This window comes from Aquabacterium sp. A7-Y (genome assembly GCF_026153205.1).
Lineage (GTDB): Bacteria > Pseudomonadota > Gammaproteobacteria > Burkholderiales > Burkholderiaceae_C > Caldimonas.
In genome coordinates this window covers 1-19,963 of the sequence record NZ_JAPFBW010000031.1, presented here as the reverse complement: position 1 = coordinate 19,963, position 19,963 = coordinate 1, and the positions used below count along the sequence as shown (strand labels likewise).

The following is a 19,963-nucleotide window of genomic DNA, read 5'->3' as shown; positions in this document are numbered from 1 at the left end:
GCCGCTCCCGCACAATCGCGCGGTGGCGAGACCGGCTTTCGGGGCTTCAAGGTGGCGCCCCGGGCGGGCTCGGCCTCGCTGTTCGTGCACGAGACCTGGCACGAGGGCAGATCGCTGCAAAGCGGCACCAAATACGTGTTGCGTTCGGACGTGCTGTACGGCGCCGCGGCTGCCTGAGCGCCCCGGCGGACCGCACCGGCTCAGTGCCTCGGTCCCTCGCTCTCGTCCATCGCGTCGATGCGCGAGTGCAGCTGGGCAAGCACCGCCTTGCCCGGCTCCATGTCGGCCGAATCGAAGGGTGCGGCACCGCTCAGCTCGTCCACCAGCGTCTCGCCGTGCCAGACCGAGGCCTGCCACGCGGCCTGCCGGTCATGGACCTCGTAGTGGCCGCGATAGGTAAAACGCTCGCGCCGCAGCGCGTGGATGTGCATGCCCTCGAAGGTGATCATCTGCAGCGGCTCCTCGGTTCGGTCCGCAGCTCGCCGGCTGCCGACCTCCGACGTCGGCAAGGCCTGTGCCTGCCGGTCGCCGCCGGCCGGCTCAGGGCTGGCCGCGGCCCTCGCGGAACTGCAGCACGTCGAGCTGCGAGACCGGTGCCGCCTGGTGGCCCCAGGACTGGCGGATATAGGTCAGCACCGAGGCGATCTCGGCCTCGTCCAGCGCGTGCACGAAGGGCGGCATGCCCCAGGGCCGCGGGTTGGCCGCGGTCGACGGCGCGAAGCCGCCGTTGAGCAGCACCTGGATCAGGTTGGCCGGGGTTCGCATCGTCACGGCCCGGTTGCCGGCCAGCGCCGGGTAGGCCTTGCCGGCACCCTGGCCCGAAGCCCCGTGGCACTCGGCACAGCGGGTTTCGTAGATCTTGCCGCCGCGGGTCAGCACACCGGGATCGGCGGCCACGCTCTCGCGCTGCTCGGGCCGGGCCTGCGGCAGCTCCTTCAGGAACACCGCGACCGCACGCAGGTCGGCGTCCGACAGGTGCTGGGTGCTGCGGTAGACCACCTCGGCCATCGGCCCCATCGCCGAGCCGTGGCGCGAGACGCCGGTTTTCATCAGCGCCACCACATCGGCGCTGTCCCAGCCCGCGACGCCGGCCTCGTCGGCGGCATTCAGCGAGGGGGCGTACCAGTTCTGCATCGGGATCAGCCCGCCGCTGAGTTCGAGCGATTCGCTGGTGGCGCCGAACACGTTGCGCGCCGCATGGCAGGCATTGCAATGGCCGAGGCCGCGCACCAGGTAGGCGCCGCGGTTCCACTCGGCCGTGCGGGCCGGGTCGCTCTCGAAGCTCGCCGGCCGGAAGAACAGCACCCGCCAGGCCGCCAGCGCCAGCTGGCTGTCGTAGGGAAAGCGCAGCTGGTGGGCGGGGGTGGCCTGCCGCACGGCCGGCAGGCTGCGCAGGAAGGCGTGGATCGCGTCGCTGTCTTCGCGCGTGACATTGGTGTAGTTGGGATAGGGAAAGGCCGGGTAGAGCAAGCGGCCGTCCTTCGAGCGGCCGTGGTGCATCGCGCGCCAGAACTCGGCCGCGCTCCAGTCGCCCAGCCCGGTGTCCCGGTCGGGCGTTAGGTTGCCGGCGTAGAGGGTGCCGAAGGGCGTCTCGATGCCGCGTCCGCCCGCGTAGGCCGCACCGCCGCGGGCGGTGTGGCAGGCGATGCAGTTGCCGGCGCGCGCCAGGTAGGCGCCGCGCTCGACGAGTTGCGCGCCGGTCGTGCCGGCCGGCGCTGGCGACTCGTCCAGCGGCTCCGGGTTGAAGCGGTGCACCAGCACCAGGGCCAGGGCGGTCGCGAACACGACCAGGAGCAGAAACAGCAGTCCGCGCAGAACCTTCATCGCGGCTCCTCAGTTCGGCACGCCGCCGCAAGGCGTCGGCAAGGCGGCCGGCAGGCGCTCGGCGGGATGGGGATCGGCAGGCAGGGGCTGCGAGGACAGCCAGGTCGATACCGCGCCGATGTCCTCGGGCGCCAGGTCGCGTGCGATCTTCGCCATGCAGTCGGGTGCATGGGCGCGGCGCTGGCCGGCCTTCCAGGCGCCCAGCTGGCCGTTGAGGTAGTCACGTGGCAGCCCCAGCAGGCCCGGGATGGCCGGCTTGACGCCCGTCAGCGCGCTGCCGTGGCAGGCGACGCAGGCCGGGATGCCGCGCGCCGCGTCACCGTGGCGCACCAGCGCCTCACCGCGCGCCAGCACACCCGGTGCGGCGGCGCTGGTCTGCGGCGGCGGGTAGGGCAGGTCCAGCGAGGCGAAGTACTGCGCCATCTCCTGCAGGTAGTCGTCCGAGAGGTGCTCGACGAGATAGGTCATCAGGGCGTACTGGCGCCGCCCGTCGCGGAAATTGAGCAGCTGGTGGTAGAGATAGCCGGCCGGCTTGCCCGCGATGCGCGGGAAGTAGCCCTGGTTGGTGGCCCGGCCTTCCTTGCCGTGGCAGGTGGTGCAGGCCACCACACGCTGCGCGATCGTGTCGGGGACGGCCTGTTGCGCCGCGGCCCCGGGCGGTGCTGCGAAGGCGGCCGAGGCGGCGAGCCAGGGCAGGAGCGAGAGGAGCGATCGGCACGTCGCCCTCCGGCGGGCGACAGGTCGAGATCGGGAAGCTGGCATCGTCGTCGGGCTGGCTCGGTGGCGGGACTTCACGCCCCGGGGCCCGGGGCGTGCCGGGCTGAATCGGAGATGTTACTGCGGGACGCCGGTGCATGCCGCGTGGACCCGAGCGACCGAACGCAGGGCGGTCCGCGCCGGTCAGCCCCCGCTGCGCGCCTGCATCCAGTCCAGCAGCCGGGGCCACAGCTCGCGGTGGGCGTTGGCCCCGACCAGGGCGCCGATGTGCTGCAGCAGCACGCCCGCATCGCCGCGGTACTCCAGCAGCAGCTTGTCAGCACTGCCGGCAGCGGCGTGAAAGGGCAGCATCGAGGCGGCCGGAATCGCCTCGCCACGTGGGTCCACCACCATCGCGAGCGGCGCCTTCAGGTCTGCCGGTACGACACGCCGGCCCAGCAGCTCCAGCTCGCCGCGCATCAGCTGGTCCTCGCGGTAGAGCCCGTCGACCACCTCACCGAACAGCCGCGCGGGCAGGGCCAGCTCGTCCAGGCTCCAGCGGGTCGCGAGCAGCAAGGCACGCAGCGTCTCGCCGCCCTGCGCCATCGCGGCCACGCCGGCGGCGCGCCGGTCCCAGACGAACTCGCGCGGCGAAGCCAGCACGGCCGCCAGGTTGAGCAGGCTGCCCGGAACGCTGCCGAAGGCCGCGCCGATGTCGGCCGCGTTCGGCGTGCGCTCGAGCCAGGGCGCGAAGGCGCCGCTGTCGCGGCCGAAGTGCAGGGGCGCCTCGATCAGCGCCAGCGACGCGAGCTGGTCGGGGTGGCGCAGGGCATGCAGCGCGGCGAGCGTGCCACCCAGCGAATGGCCGGTCAGATGGGGAGGGCCTCCGGCCGCCTGGGCCACCGTGTCGGCGCAAAGCGCGATGCGCTCGACATAACGCTCCAGGCCATCGTCGTCCTGCGCCTCGCTCCACTCGGCGAGCCAGACGTCGAAGCCACGCCCCAGCGCATGCCGCACCACACTGCAGTGGGGCGCGAGGTCCCAGATGTAGTGGCGCTTGATCGGCGCCGGCACGATCAGCAGCGCCGGTGCGCCCGACCGAGTCGCCTGTTCGTCGCTTCGGTAGCGGCGCAGCCGCAGCCCGGGCTCCTGCAGCAGGACCTCGCTGGCGCATTGCTGCGGCGCGTAGCCGGCGGCGTCGAAACTACGCCCGGCAAAACGGCGCAACTCGTCCAGGGCATGGAAAGGCGTGACCCTCATGGATGTTCCCGTCTCGTCTCGGTGTGCCGGCGGCGACCGGCCGCGCACTCAGCGCCGCTTCTGCAGGTAGATCGCGAGAGCCGTGCCCGCCAGCAGCAGCGCACCCGCCGCCGGCACCGCGCGGCGCAACGCCGGTGAGCGGAAGCCGCCGTAGATGCCACCGCCGTGGCTGGGTGGCTCGAACAGGTTGCCGTGGGTGCGAGGCACCGGCTGGGCGCGCCGGAAGTAGGCCTCGGTGAGCCGGCCCATCACCCAGGTCGTCAAGCCCGGCGCGATGAAGTGGCCGAAGCGGATCGCCGTGGCCGCGGCCCCCACCGTCACCGTCTTGCGCGGGCGGCGCCCCAGCGACACCATCGCGTCGGCCACCCACTGCGGGTCGTACAGCGGCGGCAGCGGCTTGAGCCGCTTGCCGATGTAGTTGGCGCCGTGCAGCAGCCCCGGGGTGTCGATGAAGGCCGGGAACACGTCGCAGACATGGATGTCCCGCCAGTGACTCAGCTCGCCGCGCAGCGCTTCGGAGAATCCGCGCAGGCCGAACTTGCTCGCGGTGTACGCGACCGCGTAGGGCGCCGGCGCCCAGCCGCCGACCGAGATGGTGTTGATCAGCACGCCACGGCGCTGCGACTTGAAGTAGGGCAGTACCGCGTGGGCGCCGTTCAGATGGCCGACCAGGTTGGTCCGTATGACCTGCTCGTGGGCCTCGGCCGGTGTGTCGGTGAAAGGACCGACCGCGCCGACGCCGGCATTGTTGATCCAGACGTCGATGGTGCCGAAGCGGGCGAAGGCGGCCTCGGCCAGCTCGTGCATCGCGTGCGCATCGGTCACGTCGGTCGGCACGACCAGGGTCTCGACGCCGAGCGGCATGCACTCGTTGGCGACCTCGCGCAGGGCCGCCTCGCGGCGCGAGGCCAGCACGAGGTTGGCGCCCGCACGGGCGAAGGCGAGGGCGGCGGCCCGTCCGATGCCGCTGGAGGCGCCGGTCAGGACGACCGTGGCGCCGCGCAGATCACGCTCTTGCATTTGTTGACCTCCTGGTGGGGACTGGTCGAAGCGGCGAAGCAAAGCCCGTGCCCGTCGCGACCAGTTGCCCGTCCTGCGGCATGAAAACGGCGTCACACCACGTTGCAGATCGCGCGCACCAAGTCGCGCACGCGCGGCGGCACGTTCAGGCCCGCGGCACGCTGTGTCCCCTCCTCGGGGTTGAGCTCATGCCGCGTGCCGGCCGGCAGCACGTGCACCCGGACGTCGGCCAGCTGGATCACGTCACCCTGCGCAGTCTCCAGGAAATCGAAGCTCATGTCGCGTCCGTCCATCAGCGTGACCCCGCCTTCGCCGACGATTTCGATGCCCTGCCCGCCATGCACGATCAGCGCGGTGTTCTCGTCGATGCCGACGCCGATCAGCTTGGGGTTGTGCGCGATGGCCGCGAGCAGCCGGCCGAGGCGCCCGCGCTCCGAGAAATGCTGGTCGATGACGGCGTCGCCGATGAAGCCGAGCCCGACCCCGAGGCAGGGCGGGTCTCTTTCGGGATGCGCGCTGCCCGTCATCGTCAGCATGTGTTCGCTCAAGGCCGAGGCGCCGGCGCTGGTGCCCGCGACGCAGAGGCCGGCCTGGGCATAGCGGGTGCGCATGGTCTTGCACACCTCGGTGCCGCCGATCAGGGACAGCAGGCGCTTCTGGTCGCCGCCGGTCATGAAGACACCGCCAGCCTGGCGCATCTTCTCGCTCATCGCGGGGTCGTTGGCCTCGTCCCGCGAACGGATGTGCAGGGGCTCGCAGTGGCGCACGCCGAGTTCACCGAAGGCGTCGCGGTAGGTCTTCCACATCTCCTCCGGTTCGGTGCTCGCGGCGGTGATGACCAGCACCGAACCCTCGCCGGCGCTGGCGAGTTCGGTGAAACGTTTGAGGATGGGCTTGTCCTGTTCACGGTCTTCCGCGCCGCCAATGATGACGAGGCGGCCTGGGTGGGACGCTTGGGCTTGCGGCTCCTGCTGAGGGCTCATGGTGCTCCTGGTCGATGGCTGAGACCTGTCCCTCAAGCAAACGCCGATCCGTCCCTCCAGACCGCAAGGCACGCAGCTTGCGAACAGCCGGCGCAAGGAGTCTTGCCATGCCAGACCATCAGCCCTACGACTGCCTGATCGTCGGCGCCGGCCCGGCCGGCCTGGTGGCCGGCATCTACCTGCGCCGCTTCCACCGACGGATCTGCATCGTGGACGCCGGCGCCAGTCGCGCGCTGCGCATCCCGAAGACGCACAACTATCCCGGCTTTCCCGACGGCGTCGTCGGTGTCGAGCTGCTGCAGCGGCTGCGCGAGCAACTCGACGGCTGCGGCGGCGCCGTCGAGCCCCGGCGCATCGAGCAGCTGCAGGCGCCCGGCGAGGACGGCTGTTTCGTGGCGCGCTCTGCCGGCCGCGACATCCGCAGCCGCACGGTGCTGCTGGCCACCGGCGTGGAGGACATCGAGCCCGAGCTGCAGGGCATCGAGGCGGTGCGCGGGCGCGGCCTGCTGCGCTACTGCCCGATCTGCGACGGCACGGAATTCACCGGCCGTCGCATCGGTGTGTTGGGGAGCGGCGCGCACGGGGTGCGCGAGGCCGTCTTCATCCGCAACTACAGCGCCGAGGTCAGCCTGCTGTGCCTCTCGCCCCAGGATGAGCCGGACGAGGCAGGGCGGCGCCAGCTGCGCGAGAACCAGGTGAAGCTGGCGTGCGGTCCCTTCGCGAAGGTGGCGGACACGATCGAGGGCGCGGCGACGGTGTTCGCCGCCGACGGCGGCGCGTTCGCCTTTGACGTGCTGTACGCCGCGCTCGGCACGCGGGTGCGCGCCGAACTGGCCGCCCAGGTGGGAGCGGCGCGGGATGCCGCTGGTTGTCTGACGGTGGACCGCCACCAGTGCACCAGCGTCGCCGGCCTCTATGCAGCGGGCGACGTGGTCAGCAGCCTGGACCAGCTGGTGGTGGCGGGGGGCCAGGCAGCCATTGCCGCGTCGGCGATCCACAACAGCCTGCCAGCCGGACGGCCGGCCGACTGAGGGGGCCGGGGGCGGGCCCGGTCAGGCCGACTGCCTCAATGCACCGGCGTGCGCGGCACCCGGCGGCGCGACAGGCCCAGCGAGCGCCGCGGCACCCGGTCGGCGGCCTGGGCCGCGATCAGTTCGGGCGCTGTGCCCTCGTCGTCCTGCTCCCACAACTCGACCGCCAGCTCGACCGCCTGGTCCACGTCGAGCTCGGGTCTTCGGCTCAGCAGGCACTCGGCACAGCGTTCTATCCAGGAAAGCTTGTTGGTGGTCTGCATGTCGTGCTCCCGTCGGTGCAGGCTGGGGGCTCAGCGAGCCTTGGTTTGCTCGGAGTCCTTCGTGAAGCTGCGGCGCGGCGGCGTCTGGTGGGCCGGCGGCAGTGCGCCCTCGCCGAGTTCGCGCACCCCTTCGTCGATGCCTTCGCGCTCTTCAACACGGTCTAGTGCTTCCTTGCGGGGTTGTCCGGGGCCGGAGGGACGGGTCGAATTGGGCATGTGAGGCTCCTTGCTGGCAATGAAACGGCCGGCCGGCGCGCGGCGGCCGCGGAACATCGGAGATGCTGGCGCGCCCGGCGTGGCCCTTGCGCGGGCGCCCGGGCCGCGCTTCAGCTCGACAGGCGCTTGCGCTTGTCGGCGTTGTAGCCGCCGCCGGCGGTGCGGCCGTCGCCCAGCGAGTTGCCGCTGCCGGCTTCGTCGCACTGGCGGCCCTCGCAATCGGGCGCCGCGTGGCGGGCCGCCGTGTCCTTGGGCCGGCCTTCGGCCGGGGCGCGCGGGCTGCGCTCTTGCGGCTCGCCGCCGGCGTCGGCCGGGGCAGCGTCGTAGCTCAGGTCCTGATCGGGCAGCACCCCTTCGGCCGGGGCCCGGGTGCTGCGTTGCGGTGGGGTGGAGGGACGGGACGAGGACTGCATGAACATCTCCCGGTGGCGGGCCGCGTCAGTGACGCGTCTCGTGTTGAAAAAGGCTGGCCAGGGTCTGCGGCGTGATGTCCTCCTCCCACACGGCCATCTCGATCTCGGCCGCCTCCTCGGGGCTGCCCCAGAGGTCGGCGTCGCACCACAGCGAGGCCGCGAGCTGGATGGCCTGGTCGGTCTCCAGTTGGGGGTGTTGGTCGAGGAAACGTTCCGCGCAGCGGCGGATCCAGTCGAGCTTGGAGGCTTGCATGGTGGAGGACTCCTCAAACTACCCTGGGAATCTTGCAAGCTGCGTGCCTCTGAGGGAAAACGCGCCCTCCGCGCCGGCACGCCACGCCCCCGTGGGGGCCTGGCCCGATCCTGGCAAGGCCAGCAGCGGCAGGAGTTACACCGGCGGGCAATCGATACGTGTCATCGAGACGCCAGGCCTTGCTGCCTCGAGGGGCATCGTTGCCAAGGCACTGTCACTGTAGACAGGCCTGGTCTGCAGACAGGCCCTAGTTCGGTGGCTGCCACTGTGCTTCGACGCTGGCGAAGATCTCCTCCATTGCGGTGCGGGCCTGGGCACGGATGCGCGCGTCGTCCGACCCCTCGGCCGGAGCGGACGGCAGGGCGGCCGGTGCGGCCGGCGTCGCTGCGATCGTCGGCGTGCTTGGCTCGTGCCGGGCTTGCAGCGACAACAGGTCGCGGCTGGCGCTGGCCTCGCCACGCCCGTTGAGCTTGAGCACGAAATCGATGCCGCTTTCCTTCAGCGTGCTGTTCGACTCGCTGGCATAGAGCCGCGCCGGGCGCCAACTGGCGTCGTCCGCCAGCAGGCGGTGCACCTCGTTCTCCAGCGCTTGCAGCTCGCTGCGTGTGCCCTCGTCGAGAGGGGCCCGGCTGCGTATCAGGTCGCCGGCGCCGCGCAAGGTGGCGGCGCGCGCGTTGTAGGCGTCCACCCGCGCGGCGACTTCGGGCTCCAGGCTGCGACGCTCGATGAAGCTCTTGTTGCCAGGCGCGGGCAGCGCGCGCAACTCGCGCAGGAAAGCGTCGAAGGCAGCCTGGCCTCCGGTCAGCACGCCGGTGTCGTCGCGTTCACCCAGCACGCCCTGCCACTCGGGACGCCGGGTTTCGAGGTAGGCCGCGAAGTCGCCGGCGCTGACGAACTCGCGCTGCCGGAAGCTCAGCGCGGGCTGGATGCGGCCCTGCTCCTGGGTCAGCCGCACGGCACCGTTTTCGCCGCCGAAGTTGATGTCCACGCCCACTCCCAGCAGTGTCGCTCCCGGCAGCGAGGCCGACTGCACCGCCACCTGGCCGGCGAACAGGCCGCCGCCGGCCGGCTGCGCGGTGCTGTCGCTGAAGCGGTGCACCGGCGGGCCGGTGCCGACCAGGCTGGCGTTCAACGCGAGCTGGGTGCGGCTGCCCTGGGACGAGACTGCGGTGGTCCACTGCCCGGAAGCGTCGTCGCGCACCGCGCTCATGCGGCTGTGCTCCACGCCGGCCGACACAGCCGGCCCGATGCGCCAGCTGCCGAGGCCCCCGCGCACCCCGGCGCCCACGCTCGCCGAGGTCTTGTGGGTCTTGGCGTCCTGCGTGACCCAGTTGAGCGAGATGTCCCGGTCGGCATGGAAACGGTCCGCAAAACGCTGCCACAGCTCGGCGGGATCGGCCGGGCGGGCCTGCCCCTCGGGCGGGCGCACCTGGTCGAACAGGAAGTTCACGACCTCGGCTGTCTTGTCCTTCCACGCAGCGTCGCTGCCCTTGCGCGTGCGGATGGCGACGCCCTCGGCGGCCACCGTCTCGATGCCGTGCTTGACTCCGGCCGAGAAGCCCGCGCCCGCGTTCTCGCCCAGCGCCAGTCCCAGCGTCGCGTTGACCCCGGCATGGGCGGCACGGCGCTTTTCCATGCCGACGAAGACCTCGCCGCCGACGGAAGAAACGCCGAACTGCACGGTCGCGTGGCGGCCCTTCTCGGCCTTCAGGTCCGGGCCTAGCCCCACCGTCGGCGCGGCGGCGGTGGCGAGCTGGAACGCCGGCGCGATCGAAATGCCGCTGGTGCCGCCGTCGGAGAAGCGCGCGATGTCGTTGCCCCGCACCAGCTGCAGTGCCAGGGTGCGCATGTCGTCGACCGTGAAGACCTTGGACCGGGCGCGTGAGCCACCGGCCGCTTCGCGCAGCTGCTGCACCTGTTGCGTGAACGCGGTGCGCCCGACTTCGTCCAGGACCTCGCTGCCCCAGTCCTGCAGGGTCTGCAGCTGCAGCTTCGGGCTGGACTTGAGTTCCCGTTTCAGGGCCTGCGCGTCGAGCGCGTGTTGCGGAAACAGCTCGGCCGCGCGGCGCTGCACGTCGGCAGCGTCGGGCTTGATGCCCTTGCGTCCAGCCTCGCTCCACTGGTCCAGGGTCGCGATGCGGGTGACCAGGCGCGTCAGGCGGGCTTCTTCCGCCGGGCTGCGGGCGGCTTGCGCGAGCAGTGCCCGGGCCTCGCGGTGCAGCGGTACGCGCACGCGCGAGATCGCGTCGCGCAGCCCGGTCTCGAAGCCGGCCTTCTCGGCCTTCAGCTCGCCCAGCGTCGCGCCGTGCGCGCCTTCGCGCATGTGTTGCATGGGCGAGAGCTGTTTGCCGAAGGGCTTGGCCAGGGCCCGCCCCACGCCTTGCAGCACACGCGCCGGGCTGCGCGAGGCCACTCCGTGCTCGCCGCGCTCCGCGTATTTCGAGAAGCGGCTCAACCTGAGCGTGGCCTTGTTGAAGTCGGTGCCCGGGCCGCTTTCGGTGAAACCGTTGCGCCACGCCACGTAGGCGGCGCGATGTGTCCTGTCGATGCCGTGCATGTCGCCGCTGTCGATCGCCAGCGCGTAGAGCAGCGCCTTGCTGGCGAGGCGGTGCGGCGCGTCGTCGCGCTCGCCGATGCGGCGGGCCGATTCGGGGTCGGCCGCGGCGACGCGGCGGAAGTCCTCCAAGGAGGCAGTGCCGCCCGGGTGACGGCCTTGCGCGAGCAGTGCGTGCGAGATCTGCAGCGCGGCCTGGTAGGCCTCGTTGCGCACCGGGTCCGCCGGGCGCCGTTCGAGCCGGCACAGCAGGTCCATGCCGGCCGGTGTCGCAGCCAGCGTGCGCTGCAGCCGATTCATCGCCACTGTCTCGGCGGCGCTGGCGGCGCCGATGTCGCTGCCGTCCAGGCGGCCCAGCACGGCACCGGCGAGCCGGTGGTCCTGGTGGCAGACGGCGTGCAGCGCGGAGGCGAGCAGCAGCGGCGCCTCGAAGGCCAGCGGACCGCCAGCGGCCGATGCGATGTGGGGCTGCAGCAGGCGGTCGGCCAAGGATTCGGACCCCGGACCCAGCATGCGCCGCATGGCCTCGCGACAGGCCGCCGGCGAGCGCATCGCGTCGGCGCTTTCCGGCTGCCGCCAGGCGCCGGCTTGCGGGTGCTGCGGCCCGGTCAGCGCCGCTGTCGCGCCCTCCAGCTTGTGCTGCAGACCCGCCAGCCGGGAAGCGGGCAGGCGACGGCCGCTCGGGGCCGTCGGCGCCGGCTCGGGGGGGGCCGGGCCGCGCACGTCAGGCGCCGTGGGGCCGATGCTGGCGCGGCTGTGGAAAGGCAGGCCAGGCGCGATGCGCAGCTTCGTCGGGCCGCGGCGCTGCAGATCGTCGAGCACCTCGCCGGCGCGGGTGCTTGCGCGACCGACCGCGTTCTGGCCCGGCTCGGCGGTGGGTTCGGTGCGGCTGCGCTCAGCCGTACTGGCCGGGGTGCGGAACGACAAGGGTCCGATCTTCATGGGGGCGCCTTCCTGCAGGGCTTGCGTTGCGGTGGGCTGGCACGTGGGTGCCGGACCCCACCGTAAGGGGCTGCGCGCGTGCTGCCCCCCGGAACGGCGAAGCGGACGCCGTGCCAGCGAAGTGCGGCGGTCCAAAGCGAACGCGCACGGCTCAGGCCTTGAGCCAGAAGTAGTCGCCCGCGCACAGCCCGGTGAACATCTCGTCGCTGGCATTGAGCAGGTTGTCGCGCCAGTAGCGGCCGTGCTCGGTGTAGTGCGTCAGGGTCTCGGCCAGCCAGGGGCCGTCGACCTCCGGGCCGAGCGGAATGCGCACGATCAGCAGCACGCCGCCGGTATCCGGGTTGAGGCCGAGCTGGGCCTGGTCCTGCGCATAGACCGTGAGGTTGGATTCGAGCAACAGCTGGAAGATGCGCAGGCTGCGGCCCGCGGTGACGATGCCGAAGTGGAAGTTCAGGTACATCGCCTGCGGGTCCGAGTCGTAGTAGCCCAGCAGCACCTCGAAACCCTCGACCTCGATGGCGCCGCGGCGCAGCACCTCGTCGGCGTCGGGCAGCCCGATGACGTGGCACAGCTCATAGACGAGGTCGGCATAGACCTGCACGTTCACGCCAGTGCTCCAGAAACAAGGCTCATTGGGTAACCTCCGTGCTACGCACTGCGGTGCGAGCCCCTTCGGGCGGCCGGGCGAGGCTCATACCCGCAGCCAGCCCGCCGCGAAGGCCTGGGACTGGCGCATCAGCTGCAGGCGGTCCACGGCCAGGCCGTGCTGGTCGCCGGTGCGCGGCCGCGACAGGTTGAGCACCAGCAGCGGCAGCAACAGCAGCGCGTTCTGCACCTTCGCATCCTGCGCCTTGTCTCCCTGGCCCGCCTTCAAAGGCGCTTGCCGCTGCGCCGACAGCAAAGCCTCCTTGACCTGGCCCAGGTTCAGCGGCTCACCGCTTTTGCAACGCTGAAGAAAGGCCTGGGCCGCCGCCATCATCGTGCCGGCCAGCGCGGGCGCCGGGCCGTCTGTCGGTTCCCGCCGCGCCGCCGCGCTCACCAGGGAGATCACCGCCTGCAGCAGTTCGCGTTGCCCGCTGCTGCCGGCAGCGGGCGGCGACCCGAACAGCGCGGCCGCACCGGGCAGCGCCGCGCCGAGCAGCGCCGCCCGGAAGGCCTGCGCCGGGGGCGCCGGATCGGGCAGGCTGCGCCAGGCCGAGCGCTGCAGCATCGCGTTGGCCTGCGCCCGCGCCAGCATGCGCCGGTGTTCGTCGTTGCCGCCGGCGCTGTCTCCGCCGCTGCCGCAGCCCGCGTCCTGCTCGGCCACCCGGCGCGGCTTGTCGTCCTGCAGCAGCCAGGCATTGGCATTCGGGTCGCGGTCGTGCGTCAGCGGCTCGTCGTGGTGCTGGGCCGCGTGGTTCGCCGGCGGTCGCGGCCGCGGACCGGCGGCACGCGGCGGCCGGCGCAGCGAGGGCAGCTGTACCGACGAGGGCCGCGATCGCAGCGGGCGGAACACATAGCCGCCGAACTGGCCGTGCTCATGCCGCGACTCGTTGGCCTTGCGCTCGCGCTGCTCGGTGCGCTCCTGGCGCAGCAAGGCGGCGGCGCTCTCGCGAGCCTGGCTGGTTTTCATCGAAGAGCTCATCGGAACAGCGTCTCCAGGATGTTTTCCGAGAAGCGCAGCAGCGTGGCACCGGCCCAGGGCGCGGCGATGAACACCACCACCGTGACGGCGAGCAGCTTGATGCCCTGCGAGATGCTGGAGTCCTGCAGCGAGGTGATGGCCTGGAAGAAGGACACCAGCAGGCCGACGATGGCCGAGATCGCCACCGCCGGCAGCGACAGCAGCACGCACATCATCAGCGCTTCGGAGGTGAGTTGGATGATGGTGTCGTAGGACATCGCGGCCCTCAGCGGTAGGTCAGCACCAGCCCGTGGACCAGCTTGGGCCAGCCGTCGAGCACCACGAACAGCAGCAGCTTGAAGGGGATGGCGACGTTGGTCGGCGTGACCTGCGACAAGCCCATCGCGAGCAGCACGTTGGCAATCACCAGGTCCACCACGATGAAGGCCAGGTAAAGCAGGAAGCCGATGCGGAAGGCCTCGACCAGCTCGGTGAGCAGGAAGGCCGGCGCCAGCACCAGCAGGTCGTTCTTCTGCAGCTGGCGCGCCTCCTCGGCCGGCCAGACCAGCGCGGCCGACTTGAGGAAAAACTGCTTCTCGCGTTCCTCGGCATGTTTGTCGAGGAAACGCCGGAAGGGCTCGCGCGCCGCGTCGGCCGCGTGCAGCAGCTGCTGGGCGTTGGAATTGCCGCCGGCTTGCTGGCTGCCCAGCCCCATGCTGCGCGAGGCCTCCATCAGCACCGGCGCCATCACGTAGCAGGAGATGATCAGCGCCACGCCGTTGAGCACCATGTTGGGCGGCACCTGCTGCACGCCGATGGCATTGCGCAGCAGGCCCAGCACCACGACGATCTTGGTGTAGGAGGTCACCACCATCGCCGCGAAGGGCAGCACCGCCAGCGCCACCAGCACCAGGAACAGCGAGACCGGGTCAGCGCTGGGCAGCGGCGTCATGCCGGACCTCCATCTGGGTGATGCGCACGCCCAGCTGGTCGCCGATGGCCACCAGCTGGCCGCAGCCCACGGTCTGGCCGTGGCAGACCAGGCGCACCGCGGCCTGCTGCAAGGGCGCATCGAGCTCGATGACATAACCCGGGCGGATGCTCGCTAGCTCGGCGAGGCTGATGCGCGCGGTATCGATTTCGAAGGCCACCGGCACCTGCAGGTCCTGCAGGCGGTCCAGCGACCGGACTTCGCCGTCGCCGTCCGGCGGCGCGTCGGACTGCAGCCGCGGCGGCTGCGCCACGGTGAACTTCTGTTGCTTGAGGTCCAGTTCGGCTTCGGCCTGCATCGTGATGCCCATTCCTGTGATCCATCGATAGGTGAGCGGCGCGCCCGACGAGCCGGTCAGGACGATGTCGCCCTGGTCCAGCTGGTCCAGCACACCGCAAGGCAGCAATCGCTCCGTCAGCTGCAGCCGTGGACGCAGCCGCAAGCCGGCCCAGGCGGCCAAGGTGCCGGCGCGCGGCGTGCACCAGAGGCCACGCAGGTGGCGCGCCAGCTTGTCGTCGACGTCGCGCACCGCGACCTTGGTCGTCGGCGTGACCACCGTGGCCTGCTCATAGCGGCCGGTGCCGGACGGCGCACGGCCCGCGCCGAGCTGGCGGCCCAGCACGCGCAGGCCGGTGACCGCCCCCTCCAGCCCCTGCAGCAGCGGCGCGAGCACCAAGCCGGCGACCTCGCAGGCGAGCTGGTCCTCGGGCAGGGCCAGCGCCAGCTGCAGGGCCGGGCTGGCCGCGCTGTCGATCTCCAGCTGCAGCCGGCCCTCGGCGGTCTCGATCTCCAGCAGCGCCGCATCGGCGATCGGCAGGTGCGAGGCGACGCCCAGCCACGGCTGGCCGGCGCAGGCGGCCAGGCCCTGCTGGATGCGTGTATCGAAGGCCAGCCTCGAGACCCGCGCCTGTTCGCGGCTCACGCGGCGCAGGCGGCGGGCCAGCGGCTGACAATCGGCGGCGGGGAGAGGGTCGCGGTTCATAGGACGTCGATCTCGATCTCGCGCGGTGTCGGCAGGGCCGGCTCCAGCAGGCGCCGCAGCTGCGGCGTGTGGGTCAAGACTAGGCGGGTCGACTCGGTCGAGGCGCTCTGGAACCGAAGCGACAGCCGCAGCGGCGAAAGGCTCAGGCGCAGTTCGGTGTGGGGCAGGACCGCCGGGTTCAGCGGCACCATCACGCTCCAGTTCTCGAAGGCCGGGTCGGCCTTGCGGCACAGCGTCGCGACCAGCTGGGCCAGCTCGGTTTCCCACGCGGGCAGCGCGGCGGGGCGGTCCCGGCCGGGCGGCAGGTCGGAAGGCGGCTCGGCGGCCGGCGGCTCCTCGCTCCATGCCGTGCCGGCAGCGTTCTCCACCGCTTCGCCGGCCTCCACCGGTTCGAACGTGGGCGCCGGCTCCAGCTGCGTGCGAGGCGCAGCGGCGGGTGGGGTGGGCCGCGCCTCGCCCGCCGGGGCCTTGAGCGCTGGGGCCGCGGACGCGCCCGTAGGCAGGGCGGGCCCGCGCGGTGGCGCTGTTTCGCCGCGCCGGCCTTGCGACAGGTTGCGCTGGAAACGTTCGGCCTGTTGCGGCAAGGGCGCCGCAGGCGGGACCGGCGGCAACTCCGGGCCCGCGATGATGCGGCGCGGGCGGCGCAAGTCCCGGTCGCTCATCACGCACTCACCCGGCCGATCGGCCGCAGCTCCACCAGGCTGCTGAGTTCCTGGTAGGAATAGACGCGCAGCCAGTGCAGCCGCGCCTCGATCATCTTCTTGACATAGCGGCGGATGTCCATCGAGGTCACCAGGGCAACGCCCTGGCGCGCCTCGGTGCCGGCGATCTCGGCCACCTTGTCGGTGATGGCCTGCACCGCGTCGGGCGGCATCGCCAGGTAGTTGCCGGCCGGGGTCGGCTTGATGCACTGGCGGATCGCCTGCTCCAGGTTCGGATCGAGCAGGATGGCAGCCACATGGCCCTGTCCCGCGGCGGCCTCGAAGGCGAGGTAGCGGCCCAGGTCGCCGCGCACGTATTCGGTCAGCAGCAGCATGTCCTTTTCCTTGGGGCCCCAGGCGATCAGGCTTTCCAGGATGCTGCGCAGGTTGCGGATCGGCACCTGCTCCTCCAGCAGGCGGCGCAGCACCTCGGCAATGCGCTGCAGCGGCAGGATCTTCTGCGCCTCGGCGACCAGGCCGGGGTAATCGGGCATCGCGCGGTCGATCACCCACTGCACCTCCTGCACGCCCATGAAGAGGTGGGCATGGAAACGCAGCACCGTCATCACCTGGCGCGCGATCACCTGCTCCAGCCCCAGGCAGATCGCGCGCTGGTCCTCGGGCACGGCCTCGGGCGGCAGCCAGAGCGACTCGGCCTGGCCCATCAGCGGGGCGTGGCGCTGCGCCTTTGCCGCCAGCGGCGACTGCGCGTCGCTGAGCCACAGCAGGCGCCCCGGCACCGCGACCGAGCACACCGGGACGTCATTGAGGAGCACGTCGAAGCTCAGCGCCTCGAGCTCCTGCGCCACCCACATCGAGATGCCGGGGAAGGGCAGGCCCAGCAGTGCCTGCAGGCGCTGCCGCTCACGCGCCAGGGCCTCGTCGAGCTGGTCGGCTTCGAGCAGCACCGCGAGCTGCTGCGACATGCGGATGCCCAGCGGCTTGGCGATGTGGGGCGCCTGCTGCAGGATGGAGGGCGGCTCGCCCTTGCCGCCCTCGCGCTGCAGCGCGGTGATGGGCTTGGAGATCACGGCCACCTCGGCGCTGCGGCGCTTTTTCGCGAGCACCCAGGCGGCGAAGCCCAGACCAGCGGCGAGTCCCAGGAAGGGAATCACGGGAAAGCCGGGTACCGCGGCGAAGCCCACCACCAGCGCGGCGGCGAGGTACATCGCGCGGGCATTGGTGGTCAGCTGGCTGATGATTTCCTGCCCCAGCGAGCGCGGCTTCTTCTCGTGTTCGTCGGCCACCCGCGTGATCAGCACGCCGGCGGCCACGCAGATGAACAGCGAGGGGATCTGCGAGACCATCGCGTCGCCGATGGACAGCACCGCAAAGCGATTGGCCGCGTCGCCGGCCGACATGCCGTGGTACATCACGCCGACGACGATGCCGGCCAGGATGTTGATCAGGGTGATGATGAGGCCGGCGATCGCATCGCCCTTGACGAACTTCATCGCGCCGTCCATGCCGCCGTGCATCTGGCTTTCCATCGCCAGCATCGCGCGCTTGCGCTTGGCCTCGTCGGCGGTGAGGATGCCGGCGCGCAGGTCGGCGTCGATGCTCATCTGCTTGCCGGGCATCGCGTCCAGCGTGAAGCGGGCGCCGACCTCGGCGACGCGCTCCGAGCCCTTGGAGATCACGATGAACTGCACCACCGTGATGATGATGAACACGACGATGCCCACCACCAGGTTGCCGCCCACCACCAGCTCGCCGAAGCTTTCGATCACGTGGCCGGCGTCGGCGTGCAGCAGGATGGCCTTGGTCGAGGCGATGTTGAGCGAGAGCCGGAACAGCGTGGTGAACAGCAGCAGCGACGGGAAGGACGACAGCGCCACCGCGTTGGGGATGAACAGCGAGGTCATCAGGAGCAGCACGCTGACGGCCATGTTGAAGGCCAGCAGGCTGTCGATCGCGAGGGTAGGCAGCGGCAGCACCATCAGCGCCACGATCGCGACGACCAGCACCGCCATGGAGATGTCGTTGCCGATGGTGGAATTGAGTCTCAAGGCCATGGGGATCTTCTCGTCAGGTCAGGGGGACTCGGGGCGCGGCGCCAGCAGGCTGCCGCCGCTGCGGCCGATTTCCTCGATCAGGGCGACCCAGCGCAGCACCGCCGCGACCGCCTCGAACAGGGCTTCGGGAATCGGATCGTCGAGCCCGACGCGGAACAGCGCGCGCGCCAGCGGCGGGTTGCCGACGATGGGCACGCCGTGTTGCTCGGCCAGGGCGCGGATGCGCGCGGCCTGCTCATCGGCGCCCTTGGCGACCACGATGGGCAGCGGCGTCTCGCGCGGGTCGTAGCGCAGCGCCACGGCGTAGTGGGTCGGGTTGGTAACGACCACGGAGGCGGTCGGCACCCGGGCCTTCGGGTCGGAGTTGAGCAGCTCGTGGGCGAGCTGGCGGCGCTGGCCCTTGATGAGCGGGTCGCCGTCCATCTCCTTGAATTCGCGCTTGACCTCGTCCTTGGACATCTTCTGGTCGCGCTTGAACAGCCACTTCTGGATGCCGAAGTCGACCGGCCCGATCACGATGAAGACGACCACCGCCGCGCCCAGCAGCTTGAGCAGCGCGGTCCAGGCGACCGCGGCGATACCGGCCGGGCTTTGCACGCTGGCGCCGATCAGGAGCGGCAGCAGGTCCATCACGATGACCCAGACGACGGCAGCCAGGGCGACCGCCTTGAGCACCATCTTGAGGAAGTCGATGATGGAACGTACCGAGAACAGCTTCTTGATGCCGGATCCGGGATTGACCTTGTCGAAGTTGGGCGTCAGCGGCTCGAAGCTGAGGTTGAAGCCGACCTGCGCGAAGGAGGCCACCAGTCCCATGGCGACCGACACGGCGAGGTAGGGCAGCACCAGCAGTCCGGCCTCGCGCAGCATCGCCATCGCGAGCGCGTGCATTTGCTGGTTGTCGCCAACGGTCAGGGCCGGCCCGGTCGCGAGGGTGAACAGCGCGACCAGGTGCTGTCCCGACATCGAGGCGGCGGCCGTGAGGCAGACCGTGAGGGCGAACAGGCCGGCGGCCGCGTTGACGTCCTGGCTCTTGGCGTTCTGGCCCTTCTTGCGTGCGTCGTCGAGCTTCTTCTGGGTTGGCTCTTCGGTCTTTTCGCCGGACATGGCCGGGGTCCTTCCTGTCAGGCGGCGCCGTCGCGGCGCAGCTCCATGCCGAGGATGACCATGTCGCAGCGCCGCGCGCCGATGCGCACGGCACCGGGCAAGCGTCCCCAGGGCAGGAAGCCGGCCTTGGAGAAGAGCGCGAGGCTGGCGTGGTTGTCGCTCCAGATCTGTGCGAGCAGGCGTTCGTAGCCGCCGTCGAGCGCATGCGCGACGGCGCGCTCGACCAGCTGACGGCCGATGCCGCAGCCTTGCCAGCCGCGCGCGACATAGACGGCCAGTTCGGCGGTGGCCTCGCAGCCGGGCCGGTCGAAGTAGCCGAGGTGGCTGAGCCAGGCGATCGCCTGGCCGGCGCTGCGCGCCACCCACAGCGGCCGGTGGGACAGCTCATGCAGGCGCAGCCAGCCTTGTGCTTCCTCCAGCCCCATGCGGCGCGGCATGCCGGGGATCGCGATACCTGCAGGCGCCGGCGGCAGCGTGCTGTTGTAGATCGCGGCGATGTCCTGCACATCGGCCGGACCTGCCGCGTCGATGCGCAGCTCTGCCGTTGTCACAGCGCCTCGTTCTGCCCACATCGTTTGCACGCAGTTCTCCCTTCGACTTCGATGGCTGGACGGGGCAGGATGCGCCCGGGTGGCCGATGCAGCAGAAGGTAGAGCGGGGGGAGGGGGTGGTGGGGTGGGGGGCAAATGGACTGCGGAGGGGCGAAGGGGCGAGGTGTGCTTTGGCTTGTGTCTGTGTCTGTTTCTGTTTCTGGGGGGGGTTGTGTTCGTTGCATTGAAGCCTGCTGGCGCAGGCGCGCCCTGCGGGCGATGCCGGGATGTGCGCCCGGCAGCGCACCTACTTTCTTTGCCTCGCCAAAGAAAGTAGGCAAAGAAAGGCGACCCCGAGTGGGGCGCCCTCCTCGCTGCGCGAGGAGGGTCCGCTGCGGTGCTCGGGGTTGGGAGGCGGCTGCGCAACTCGGCCTTTTTGAAGGGCGCTTCGCACCCTTCAAACGGACCTCGGACAGTGCTCGCCGACCCCGCCCTGCGGGCGGGGCAACCTCCCAACCCCTGCGCTCCTAGCCGCCCCACACGGGGCCCGAAACACCAACACCAACACCAACACCAACA

General features: G+C 71.1%; 22 protein-coding genes. 2 read left to right on the top strand and 20 right to left on the bottom strand.

Annotated features, from left to right (window positions below; translation table 11 throughout):
* The first annotated feature begins 51 nt into the window (after nucleotides 1–51).
* On the top strand, nucleotides 52–177 hold the full coding sequence (locus OOT46_RS23670; RefSeq protein ID WP_265406092.1) for a hypothetical protein: 126 nt from the start codon (nucleotides 52–54) through the stop codon (nucleotides 175–177).
* 23 nt (nucleotides 178–200) lie between these two features.
* On the opposite strand, the gene OOT46_RS23665 is transcribed toward OOT46_RS23670, so the two are convergent.
* The 6 genes from OOT46_RS23665 to OOT46_RS23640 form a co-directional block, all read right to left on the bottom strand.
* Nucleotides 201–449, bottom strand: a complete 249-nt coding sequence (locus OOT46_RS23665; protein ID WP_265406091.1) for a hypothetical protein — start codon at nucleotides 447–449, stop codon at nucleotides 201–203.
* 91 nt (nucleotides 450–540) lie between these two features.
* Nucleotides 541–1,824 (bottom strand): c-type cytochrome, encoded by a 1,284-nt coding sequence (locus OOT46_RS23660; protein ID WP_265406090.1) that lies wholly within the window; start codon nucleotides 1,822–1,824, stop codon nucleotides 541–543.
* 9 nt (nucleotides 1,825–1,833) lie between these two features.
* Complete coding sequence (locus OOT46_RS23655; RefSeq protein WP_265406089.1) at nucleotides 1,834–2,586, bottom strand: c-type cytochrome; 753 nt, start codon at nucleotides 2,584–2,586, stop codon at nucleotides 1,834–1,836.
* 138 nt (nucleotides 2,587–2,724) lie between these two features.
* Nucleotides 2,725–3,780 (bottom strand): alpha/beta fold hydrolase, encoded by a 1,056-nt coding sequence (locus OOT46_RS23650; RefSeq protein WP_265406088.1) that lies wholly within the window; start codon nucleotides 3,778–3,780, stop codon nucleotides 2,725–2,727.
* A 48-nt stretch (nucleotides 3,781–3,828) separates the two neighbouring features.
* The gene (locus OOT46_RS23645) at nucleotides 3,829–4,800 is read right to left on the bottom strand and encodes an SDR family oxidoreductase (RefSeq protein ID WP_265406087.1); all 972 of its coding nucleotides are present in this window, start codon (nucleotides 4,798–4,800) and stop codon (nucleotides 3,829–3,831) included.
* Nucleotides 4,801–4,892: 92 nt separating this feature from the next.
* Nucleotides 4,893–5,783 (bottom strand): cyanophycinase, encoded by an 891-nt coding sequence (locus OOT46_RS23640; RefSeq protein WP_265406086.1) that lies wholly within the window; start codon nucleotides 5,781–5,783, stop codon nucleotides 4,893–4,895.
* A gap of 107 nt (nucleotides 5,784–5,890) precedes the next feature.
* Between OOT46_RS23640 and OOT46_RS23635 the strand changes: the two genes are divergently transcribed.
* Nucleotides 5,891–6,814 carry an NAD(P)/FAD-dependent oxidoreductase gene (locus OOT46_RS23635; RefSeq protein WP_265406085.1) on the top strand — a complete coding sequence of 308 codons (924 nt, stop codon included), beginning with the start codon at nucleotides 5,891–5,893 and terminating at the stop codon, nucleotides 6,812–6,814.
* Nucleotides 6,815–6,849: 35 nt separating this feature from the next.
* Here the strand turns inward: OOT46_RS23635 and OOT46_RS23630 are convergent, their stop codons facing one another.
* The 14 genes from OOT46_RS23630 to OOT46_RS23565 form a co-directional block, all read right to left on the bottom strand.
* Nucleotides 6,850–7,077, bottom strand: coding sequence for a hypothetical protein (locus OOT46_RS23630; RefSeq protein ID WP_265406084.1), 228 nt, complete (start codon nucleotides 7,075–7,077; stop codon nucleotides 6,850–6,852).
* Nucleotides 7,078–7,107: 30 nt separating this feature from the next.
* A complete protein-coding gene (locus OOT46_RS23625; RefSeq protein WP_265406083.1) occupies nucleotides 7,108–7,293 on the bottom strand; it encodes a hypothetical protein in 186 nt (61 codons plus the stop codon).
* A 110-nt stretch (nucleotides 7,294–7,403) separates the two neighbouring features.
* Nucleotides 7,404–7,706 (bottom strand): hypothetical protein, encoded by a 303-nt coding sequence (locus OOT46_RS23620; protein ID WP_265406082.1) that lies wholly within the window; start codon nucleotides 7,704–7,706, stop codon nucleotides 7,404–7,406.
* A gap of 25 nt (nucleotides 7,707–7,731) precedes the next feature.
* On the bottom strand, nucleotides 7,732–7,959 hold the full coding sequence (locus OOT46_RS23615; protein ID WP_265406081.1) for a hypothetical protein: 228 nt from the start codon (nucleotides 7,957–7,959) through the stop codon (nucleotides 7,732–7,734).
* Between the two features lie 247 nt (nucleotides 7,960–8,206).
* Nucleotides 8,207–11,455 carry a hypothetical protein gene (locus OOT46_RS23610; protein WP_265406080.1) on the bottom strand — a complete coding sequence of 1,083 codons (3,249 nt, stop codon included), beginning with the start codon at nucleotides 11,453–11,455 and terminating at the stop codon, nucleotides 8,207–8,209.
* 151 nt (nucleotides 11,456–11,606) lie between these two features.
* Nucleotides 11,607–12,062: a CesT family type III secretion system chaperone gene (locus tag OOT46_RS23605; protein WP_265406079.1), complete on the bottom strand. Its 456-nt coding sequence runs from the start codon at nucleotides 12,060–12,062 to the stop codon at nucleotides 11,607–11,609.
* An 84-nt stretch (nucleotides 12,063–12,146) separates the two neighbouring features.
* Nucleotides 12,147–13,067: a hypothetical protein gene (locus OOT46_RS23600; RefSeq protein WP_265406078.1), complete on the bottom strand. Its 921-nt coding sequence runs from the start codon at nucleotides 13,065–13,067 to the stop codon at nucleotides 12,147–12,149.
* Between the two features lie 8 nt (nucleotides 13,068–13,075).
* A complete protein-coding gene (gene sctS, locus OOT46_RS23595) occupies nucleotides 13,076–13,336 on the bottom strand; it encodes a type III secretion system export apparatus subunit SctS (protein ID WP_265406077.1) in 261 nt (86 codons plus the stop codon).
* An 8-nt stretch (nucleotides 13,337–13,344) separates the two neighbouring features.
* Nucleotides 13,345–14,010: a type III secretion system export apparatus subunit SctR gene (sctR, locus tag OOT46_RS23590; RefSeq protein WP_265406076.1), complete on the bottom strand. Its 666-nt coding sequence runs from the start codon at nucleotides 14,008–14,010 to the stop codon at nucleotides 13,345–13,347.
* Complete coding sequence (locus OOT46_RS23585) at nucleotides 13,988–15,031, bottom strand: FliM/FliN family flagellar motor switch protein (protein ID WP_265406075.1); 1,044 nt, start codon at nucleotides 15,029–15,031, stop codon at nucleotides 13,988–13,990. The genes sctR and OOT46_RS23585 overlap by 23 nt, the downstream gene beginning before the upstream one ends.
* Entirely contained in the window at nucleotides 15,028–15,693 is a 666-nt protein-coding gene (locus tag OOT46_RS23580) for a type III secretion HpaP family protein (RefSeq protein WP_265406074.1), read from the bottom strand. The genes OOT46_RS23585 and OOT46_RS23580 overlap by 4 nt, the downstream gene beginning before the upstream one ends.
* Nucleotides 15,693–17,747: a type III secretion system export apparatus subunit SctV gene (gene sctV, locus OOT46_RS23575; RefSeq protein WP_265406073.1), complete on the bottom strand. Its 2,055-nt coding sequence runs from the start codon at nucleotides 17,745–17,747 to the stop codon at nucleotides 15,693–15,695. The genes OOT46_RS23580 and sctV overlap by 1 nt, the downstream gene beginning before the upstream one ends.
* Nucleotides 17,748–17,765: 18 nt before the next feature.
* On the bottom strand, nucleotides 17,766–18,854 hold the full coding sequence (gene sctU / locus OOT46_RS23570) for a type III secretion system export apparatus subunit SctU (protein ID WP_265406072.1): 1,089 nt from the start codon (nucleotides 18,852–18,854) through the stop codon (nucleotides 17,766–17,768).
* A 17-nt stretch (nucleotides 18,855–18,871) separates the two neighbouring features.
* Entirely contained in the window at nucleotides 18,872–19,405 is a 534-nt protein-coding gene (locus tag OOT46_RS23565) for a GNAT family N-acetyltransferase (RefSeq protein ID WP_265406071.1), read from the bottom strand.
* Nucleotides 19,406–19,963: the final 558 nt, after the last annotated feature.

Coding starts and splice junctions, on each gene's coding strand:
- OOT46_RS23585 (WP_265406075.1), bottom strand. CDS start 15,031: ATGAACCGCGACCCTCTCCCCGCCGCCGATTGTCAGCCGCTGGCCCGC.
- OOT46_RS23635 (WP_265406085.1), top strand. CDS start 5,891: ATGCCAGACCATCAGCCCTACGACTGCCTGATCGTCGGCGCCGGCCCG.
- OOT46_RS23580 (WP_265406074.1), bottom strand. CDS start 15,693: ATGAGCGACCGGGACTTGCGCCGCCCGCGCCGCATCATCGCGGGCCCG.
- OOT46_RS23620 (WP_265406082.1), bottom strand. CDS start 7,706: ATGCAGTCCTCGTCCCGTCCCTCCACCCCACCGCAACGCAGCACCCGG.
- sctU (WP_265406072.1), bottom strand. CDS start 18,854: ATGTCCGGCGAAAAGACCGAAGAGCCAACCCAGAAGAAGCTCGACGAC.
- OOT46_RS23600 (WP_265406078.1), bottom strand. CDS start 13,067: ATGAAAACCAGCCAGGCTCGCGAGAGCGCCGCCGCCTTGCTGCGCCAG.
- OOT46_RS23655 (WP_265406089.1), bottom strand. CDS start 2,586: ATGCCAGCTTCCCGATCTCGACCTGTCGCCCGCCGGAGGGCGACGTGC.
- OOT46_RS23640 (WP_265406086.1), bottom strand. CDS start 5,783: ATGAGCCCTCAGCAGGAGCCGCAAGCCCAAGCGTCCCACCCAGGCCGC.
- OOT46_RS23660 (WP_265406090.1), bottom strand. CDS start 1,824: ATGAAGGTTCTGCGCGGACTGCTGTTTCTGCTCCTGGTCGTGTTCGCG.
- OOT46_RS23610 (WP_265406080.1), bottom strand. CDS start 11,455: ATGAAGATCGGACCCTTGTCGTTCCGCACCCCGGCCAGTACGGCTGAG.
- sctS (WP_265406077.1), bottom strand. CDS start 13,336: ATGTCCTACGACACCATCATCCAACTCACCTCCGAAGCGCTGATGATG.
- OOT46_RS23630 (WP_265406084.1), bottom strand. CDS start 7,077: ATGCAGACCACCAACAAGCTTTCCTGGATAGAACGCTGTGCCGAGTGC.
- OOT46_RS23625 (WP_265406083.1), bottom strand. CDS start 7,293: ATGCCCAATTCGACCCGTCCCTCCGGCCCCGGACAACCCCGCAAGGAA.
- OOT46_RS23645 (WP_265406087.1), bottom strand. CDS start 4,800: ATGCAAGAGCGTGATCTGCGCGGCGCCACGGTCGTCCTGACCGGCGCC.
- OOT46_RS23650 (WP_265406088.1), bottom strand. CDS start 3,780: ATGAGGGTCACGCCTTTCCATGCCCTGGACGAGTTGCGCCGTTTTGCC.
- OOT46_RS23615 (WP_265406081.1), bottom strand. CDS start 7,959: ATGCAAGCCTCCAAGCTCGACTGGATCCGCCGCTGCGCGGAACGTTTC.
- OOT46_RS23665 (WP_265406091.1), bottom strand. CDS start 449: ATGATCACCTTCGAGGGCATGCACATCCACGCGCTGCGGCGCGAGCGT.
- sctV (WP_265406073.1), bottom strand. CDS start 17,747: ATGGCCTTGAGACTCAATTCCACCATCGGCAACGACATCTCCATGGCG.
- sctR (WP_265406076.1), bottom strand. CDS start 14,010: ATGACGCCGCTGCCCAGCGCTGACCCGGTCTCGCTGTTCCTGGTGCTG.